At 45.5% G+C, this 6,655-nt stretch carries 6 protein-coding genes; all 6 read left to right on the top strand.

Annotated elements, in window-relative coordinates; genetic code table 11:
• The first annotated feature begins 79 nt into the window (after nt 1-79).
• The 6 genes from ccoP to HUJ19_RS05395 are packed head-to-tail and all read left to right on the top strand — an operon-like array spanning nt 80 to nt 6,419.
• Nucleotides 80-991 carry a cytochrome-c oxidase, cbb3-type subunit III gene (ccoP, locus tag HUJ19_RS05420; protein WP_290622687.1) on the top strand — a complete coding sequence of 304 codons (912 nt, stop codon included), beginning with the start codon at nt 80-82 and terminating at the stop codon, nt 989-991.
• Nucleotides 992-1,032: 41 nt separating this feature from the next.
• On the top strand, nt 1,033-2,442 hold the full coding sequence (gene ccoG / locus HUJ19_RS05415; RefSeq protein WP_290622686.1) for a cytochrome c oxidase accessory protein CcoG: 1,410 nt from the start codon (nt 1,033-1,035) through the stop codon (nt 2,440-2,442).
• Between the two features lie 15 nt (nt 2,443-2,457).
• Nucleotides 2,458-2,970: a FixH family protein gene (locus tag HUJ19_RS05410; RefSeq protein WP_290622685.1), complete on the top strand. Its 513-nt coding sequence runs from the start codon at nt 2,458-2,460 to the stop codon at nt 2,968-2,970.
• Between the two features lies 1 nt (nt 2,971).
• Complete coding sequence (locus tag HUJ19_RS05405) at nt 2,972-5,413, top strand: heavy metal translocating P-type ATPase (protein ID WP_290622684.1); 2,442 nt, start codon at nt 2,972-2,974, stop codon at nt 5,411-5,413.
• Between the two features lie 2 nt (nt 5,414-5,415).
• Nucleotides 5,416-5,682, top strand: coding sequence for a cbb3-type cytochrome oxidase assembly protein CcoS (ccoS, locus tag HUJ19_RS05400; protein WP_290622683.1), 267 nt, complete (start codon nt 5,416-5,418; stop codon nt 5,680-5,682).
• A complete protein-coding gene (locus HUJ19_RS05395) occupies nt 5,679-6,419 on the top strand; it encodes a sulfite exporter TauE/SafE family protein (RefSeq protein WP_290622682.1) in 741 nt (246 codons plus the stop codon). The genes ccoS and HUJ19_RS05395 overlap by 4 nt, the downstream gene beginning before the upstream one ends.
• Nucleotides 6,420-6,655: the final 236 nt, after the last annotated feature.

Here is a 6,655-nt window from a genome sequence, read left to right as displayed (position 1 = left end):
TATGACCAGGCAGCGCGTATGGCTCTTGATGAAGATGATAAAGAGTCTACAGCGAATAACCGTAAAGAGGTGATGAGTCATGAGTAATGCATTAAGTTTTTATATTATTCTGATCGTTGCCATCAATATTCTGGGTTGTGTGGCGCTGCTCTATTTCACACGTAAGAAAAAGCAAAGTGGTGAGCAGGGGAAAACTACCGGTCATGTCTACGACGGTATTGAAGAATACGATAACCCAATGCCTCGCTGGTGGTTGTGGATGTTCTACATCACGATTGTGTTTGCGATTATCTACCTGATTTTGTATCCGGGCCTGGGTAAGTTCAAAGGCGTTCTGGGTTGGTCGCAGATTGGGCAGTACGAAGAAGAAGTCGCCGAAGCAGATGCGAAATATATGCCACTTTTTGAAAAGTACGCGGCTATGTCTGTAAAAGATTTGCAGAACGAACCAGAAGCACTCCAGATGGGGCAATCGATTTTTGCCAACACCTGTTTCGGTTGTCATGGTGCTGATGGACGTGGCGGTATTGGCTTTCCAAATCTAACTGACGATGACTGGTTATACGGTGGCACACCTGATGACATCATGTATTCAATTATGGAAGGTCGTAAAGGTGCGATGCCTGCCTGGGGCTCTGCTTTAGGTGAAGAAGGTGTTTCGCAAGTTGTGCACTATGTTTTGAGTCAAAATGAAGTGGAGCGCACCTTTAAGCCTAACCTGGTTGCTGAAGGCAAAGCCAAGTACGAAGCTATGTGTGCAGTGTGCCACGGCAAAGACTTGAGTGGTAATACGGCAATGGGTGCTCCGAATCTGAAAGATACAACCTGGTTGCATGGCGGTTCAATCAGCATGATCAAAGAAGTGATTGAAAATGGTGTTCAGGCAAACATGCCAGACCATAAAAATATTCTTGGTAAAGATAAGTCACACCTGGTAACAGCCTATGTTTATAGTCTGTCTCGTTCAGGTGATGAACAAAACCAAGAGTAATCACCGCTAAATTGGCCTAAACATTAATACAGGTTAGAGCAATGAGTGAACAACAAGATACTTACGTAGTTGGTGATGAGCAGGATCTCTACGTAAAACGGAAAAAAGTTTTTTCGAAGAAAGTATCGGGACGATTTAACAATCTCCGAGTCTTGTCAGTCTGGTTATTGCTTGGCCTGTATTATGGTCTTCCCTGGTTAAGTTGGAACGGTCAGCAGGCCGTTTTGTTTGATCTTCCCGCACGAAAATTTCATTTGTTTGGTTTGACCTTCTTTCCGCAAGATTTTATTTTCCTGACGCTACTGTTAATCATCGCTGCCATGGCGCTGTTTTTCTTCACTACGGTGGCGGGCCGCTTATGGTGCGGTTACGCCTGCCCGCAAACAGTCTGGACCGAAGTGTTTATCTGGATGGAACGGCTTGTAGAAGGCGATCGCAACAAGCAGTTGAAACTTGATAAACAGCCGTGGAATTTTGAGAAGGTTCGAAAGCGACTGGCCAAACATGCTTTATGGATTATCTTTGCACTCTTTACTGGTTACACCTTCGTTGGCTATTTCACGCCAATCACAGAACTAACCGATAAAATCCTGACTTTGAGCACTGGGCCGTGGGAAACCTTCTGGGTGCTATTTTACAGTTTCGCAACCTGGGGCAACGCCGGTATGTTGCGTGAGCAGGTCTGTATTTATATGTGTCCTTATGCGCGCTTTCAGAGTTCGATGTTTGATAAAGATACGCTGATCATTGCTTACGACGAAAAGCGTGGCGAAGAGCGTGGCCCGCGTAAAAAAGATATGCCCAAGGAAGAGTATGAGGCGAAAGGACTGGGTGACTGTATCGATTGTATGCAGTGTGTTCATGTCTGCCCAACCGGTATCGATATTCGTGACGGTTTGCAGTACGAATGTATTGCCTGTGCTGCCTGTATTGATGCCTGTGATGAAGTGATGGATAAAATGGGCTACGAGCCGGGCCTTATTCGCTACACCACAGAAAATCGCGACAATGGCAAAGAAGTTAAATTAATACGCGGTAAGACCATTGGTTATGGTGCCATACTCGTATTGATAAGTTTAATTTTTGTATTATCCGTCTGGTTACGCACACCATTAGAGCTGGACATTATTAAAGATCGTAATCGTCTGTATTTAACGACCGCTGAAGGCTTTATCGAAAATATTTACAATCTGCGAATCGTTAATAAAGATCAGCAAGCGCATACCTATACTATCGAAATTAGCGGCCACTCGGAGCTAGTCTACCAAGGGCCGGAAACGGTTACCGTCGAGGCAGGAGCCGTGATTACAGTACCGGTTCGGGTGTCGATCGATCCTATTAATTTAATGTCTACCACCGAAAAGCTGACGGTACGTATGCAAAGTGTGGATGACGAATCCATCGCTATTAATCAAGGCACCAACTTTATTGGTCCTGTTAGAAGACGCTAATTGCGCGGAACATCCATGAATCAAGTGCAAGAACACGATACTAAACCCTGGTACAAACAATTTTGGCCCTGGTTTGTGATTGCCATCCCGGCCAGCTCGGTGGTGACAGGGATTTTGTTGGTGACGATTGCTGTGAACAATCCAGCCAGCATGGTTAAGGACGATTATTACAAAGAAGGCCTGGCCATCAACCAGATTCTTGAAAAACGCCAGCTGGCGAAAGATATGGGTATTCGAGCGGATGTCGATCTATCCGGAACCCGCCTAGAGATTCAGTTGGAATCTAAACAACCAATAGCAGACAGCCTGTTTCTGGATTTTCGTCATGCAACGCTGGCTGAGCGTGATTTTTCTCTGGCATTAAAACAGAATGCCAATGGCGTCTATTATGCCGAACTCATGGCTGATGGCTCTGAAAAAGATACCCAGGGCAAGTGGCACGTTACTTTACGCCCGCATGGTGACGAATGGGAACTGGAACAGATATGGACATTGCCAACCAAGCGCGAATTAACCTTAGGTTATTGATATGGACGCAAAAGTCCGTGGCGAGTGTTTTCACTGTGGTTTGCCCATTCCTGTAAACTATCATCAGACTCTTGAAGTGCTTGGTAAAGAGCGAGAGTTCTGTTGCATAGGCTGCTATTCGGTTGCTGAAACCATCGTTAATAATGGCCTGACTGACTATTATCAATTTAGAACCGAACAAGCCATTCGCCCCGATCAGGAACTTCCTGCTGAGCTAATTGCTTTTGATGAAGAGGATATTCAAGCCGAATATCTGGTCGATCAAAATAAAACCCCAGCTACTGACAACAAGTCCTCCTCAATTATTCTACTGTCCGAATCCATTCGCTGTAGCGCCTGTGCCTGGCTGATTGAACGAACCTTAAGAAAACTGACTGGCGTTACAGGTGTACAGGTCAATGTCGCGGCACAGACCATTAACCTTCAGTGGCAAACGGACACCATTGAGCTGAGCAAGATTTTAAAGCGCTTACATCAGCTTGGTTATGCGGCGCTTCCCTATAAACCTGAACAGGCTCTGGCCATCAACAACAAGCAGCAGAAAAGCTGGTTGCGTCGCTTGGGCCTTGCTGGTCTGGGCATGATGCAGGTGATGATGTATGCGGTAGGTTTATATCTTGGTGCATGGGATGATGTGAATCAGCAGCATGGTCACTTCTTACGTTGGGTAAGCTTTTTTATTGCTACGCCTGTTTTATTTTACGCCGGTTTTCCTTTCTATTTTAGCGCTATACAATCGCTGCGCCAGTTCCGTTTGAATATGGATGTGCCAATTACTTTGGCGTTATTTTTAGCTTATGGAGCCAGTATCTGGGCAGTGATCACACAAAGTGGTGAAGTCTATTTTGATTCGGTAACCATGTTTGTCTTTTTCCTGCTGATTGGACGTTATCTTGAGTTTAGAGCGCGTCAGCAGGTCAGTGAAAAAGTTTATAAGGGACAGAACAGCCTGCCGGTTTATGCCGAAAAAATGATTGGCAATGAAGCGCAGGGCAAGATGGTCTCGCTGAAAAAGTTACAGCAAGGTGATGAGATTTTGATTCGCCCCGGCGCTACTGTGCCGATTGATGGCGAGCTGGTCAGTGAGCAGGCTGAAGTGAACGAAGCCATGCTGAATGGCGAATTTTTGCCGCGCCAGAAATATCGTGGGCAGATAGTGATGGCCGGTAGCGTCAATACGCATCAGGCGATTCGCATTAAAGTTTCTGGCAATACCAGCAATAGTTATTGGGCGAAACTACTGAGCATGCAAGAAGCGGCGCTGCTGGAAAAACCTAAAATTGGCTTACTGGCCGACACGGTTGCACGTTATTTCGTACTGTTTATTTTGTTGCTCGCCGCGGTGGTCGCCTGGTACTGGCTGCGTCACGAACCGCAGGAAGCGTTATGGATTACCCTTTCGGTACTGGTGGTGAGCTGTCCCTGCGCACTTGGACTGGCAACACCGATTGCCATGACCTGTGGCGCTCTGGCACACAATCAGCGCAATGTCTTAATCAAAGGCCAGCACTTTCTACAAAATACCAGCCATATTACCGATGTGATTTTTGATAAAACAGGAACTCTGACCGAAGGGACTTTCACCGTTAATAAAGTAGAGTTGTTAGCCGACCATTCCAAGGATCAGGTATTAGTAATCATTGCTGCGCTAGAAGCTCAGTCGGAACATCCTATCGCGTTAGCTTTTTATCAATACCAGTCTAAAGATATTGTTGCTAATGATATCGAGCATCATTCCTTTGCTGGCGTTTCCGGAAAAATTAATGGTCAAACTTATTGGTTTGGCAACCGTCAGTTTATCGAGTCCTGCGGTGGGCGTTTTGAAAAGATTGCGTCGGAAAACGCAGGCCTCTGGTTATACGACGGACAGACAATCATTGCGCATGTTATCTTGACTGACAAGATTCGTGAGCAGGCTAAGGATATGAGCCAGCAGTTGAAAGCAAAAGGGTATCGGCTACACATTCTAAGTGGCGATCCTAGCGAACAAACTGAGCAGGTAGCAAAGGAATTAGGTATAGAGCTTTGGGCCAATGGGATGGCGCCAGAACAGAAGCTGTCTTATGTAAAATCCTTGCAGGCAAGAGGTGAACGGGTATTGATGGTCGGTGATGGATTGAATGATGCACCGGTGATGTCAGCAGCCGATTCGTCGATTGCTATGGCTAAAGCGTCCGATCTCACGCGCACAACAGCTGATGCTTACCTGTTGTCGGAAAATTTATTGGACATACCTTTTGTGTTGCAAAAAAGCCGTCAAACCCAGTCAGTGATCAAACAGAACATTAGTTGGGCGCTACTTTATAATGTGGTCATGATCCCATTCGCGGCAATGGGTTATATTCCACCGTACCTTGCGGCTATTGGGATGTCACTCAGTTCGATTGTGGTAGTGGTCAATTCGTTGAAACTGAAACGTGAAAAGAAGCAGAGCATAAGCTAATTATGGATGCGATTTATTTATTAATACCACTGACTTTGGTTTTCCTGGCCATAGCGGTTGGCATTTTCTTCTGGGCGGTTAATTCGGATCAGTACTCGGATCTGGATAAAGAGGCGAGTCGCATTCTCTTCGAAGAAAAAGGGATTGAAGAGAAAGGGTTTGAAGAGGAAGGCTTGGAAGAAAAAGGGTTTGAAGAAGAAGGCGAAGAGAGCACTGCCTCAGAACAACCTTCTAAAAATGACGATCAAGCAACAGAGAAACATTCATGATTAGCGAGCAGGTTTTAACCGCACTGGTATCAGCCTTTGCCATGGGTTTTCTGGGATCAACGCATTGCATCGGTATGTGCGGTGGCTTAACAGTTGCGCTCAATACCGGTACTGCTAAGGAAAAGTCATTGCGGCTGTCTTTCACTTACCAGATATTCCGGGTATTCAGTTACGGTATCCTTGGAGCTTTAGTTGGTGGCTTTGGCTATCTTTTTAGCAAGTGGACTAACTTCCCTGTATTAATCGTTCTAGGTGGCATCATGCTGATCATGATGGGTTTTTATCTTTTAAGCTGGCAGAACCTGCTGATTTATTTTGAAAGCATCGGCCGTAAACTGTGGAAAAAAGTATCACCCGTGCAAAGCCGTTTTTTACCGATTAAGAAATTCCATCAGGCTGCGGTAGTTGGACTGTTGTGGGGACTATTGCCTTGTGGACTAGTCTACAGCACCCTGGCCATGGCCAGTACCTCTGGCACTGCTTTGGGTGGTTTCGCAAGCATGGTTGCCTTCGGTCTTGGAACCTTGCCAGCCATGTTTGCAATAGGTGTATTCAGTAACAGGTTGGTGAATTTCTTCCGCAACCCAAAAGTAAGAGCTGTCTTTGGGTTGGTCTTTATCCTCTGGGGAAGCTTCTATATTTATCAAGCGGTTAGTAAATATTCGAGCGGACAGGGTGGACATCAGCACCATCAGATGCAGCGAGAAGTGCAGACTGAAATGCACCATGACCACTAGGCATATAACAAAAAAATATAAAAAAAGGTTTACTCTCAGAAATAATCGCTGTAGATTTGCCATCAATGAACAACACATTTTGTCAATTAGAACCAATGAACCATACTTTAGTTTTAACAGCACAGCTACGACGTCGCAGCTTTCGTATTCGGAAGGCTGGGGTCTATAGCGCGTAAAAAAAGTATGTAACTAGATTTTGAAACCCAGCCAACGGCTGGGTTTTTTTATGCTTGCAT

This window comes from Kangiella sp., from assembly GCF_014762745.1.
Lineage (GTDB): Bacteria > Pseudomonadota > Gammaproteobacteria > Enterobacterales > Kangiellaceae > Kangiella.
Note: the sequence above shows the minus strand (reverse complement) of the source record. Positions and strands in the feature narration are given on the sequence as shown.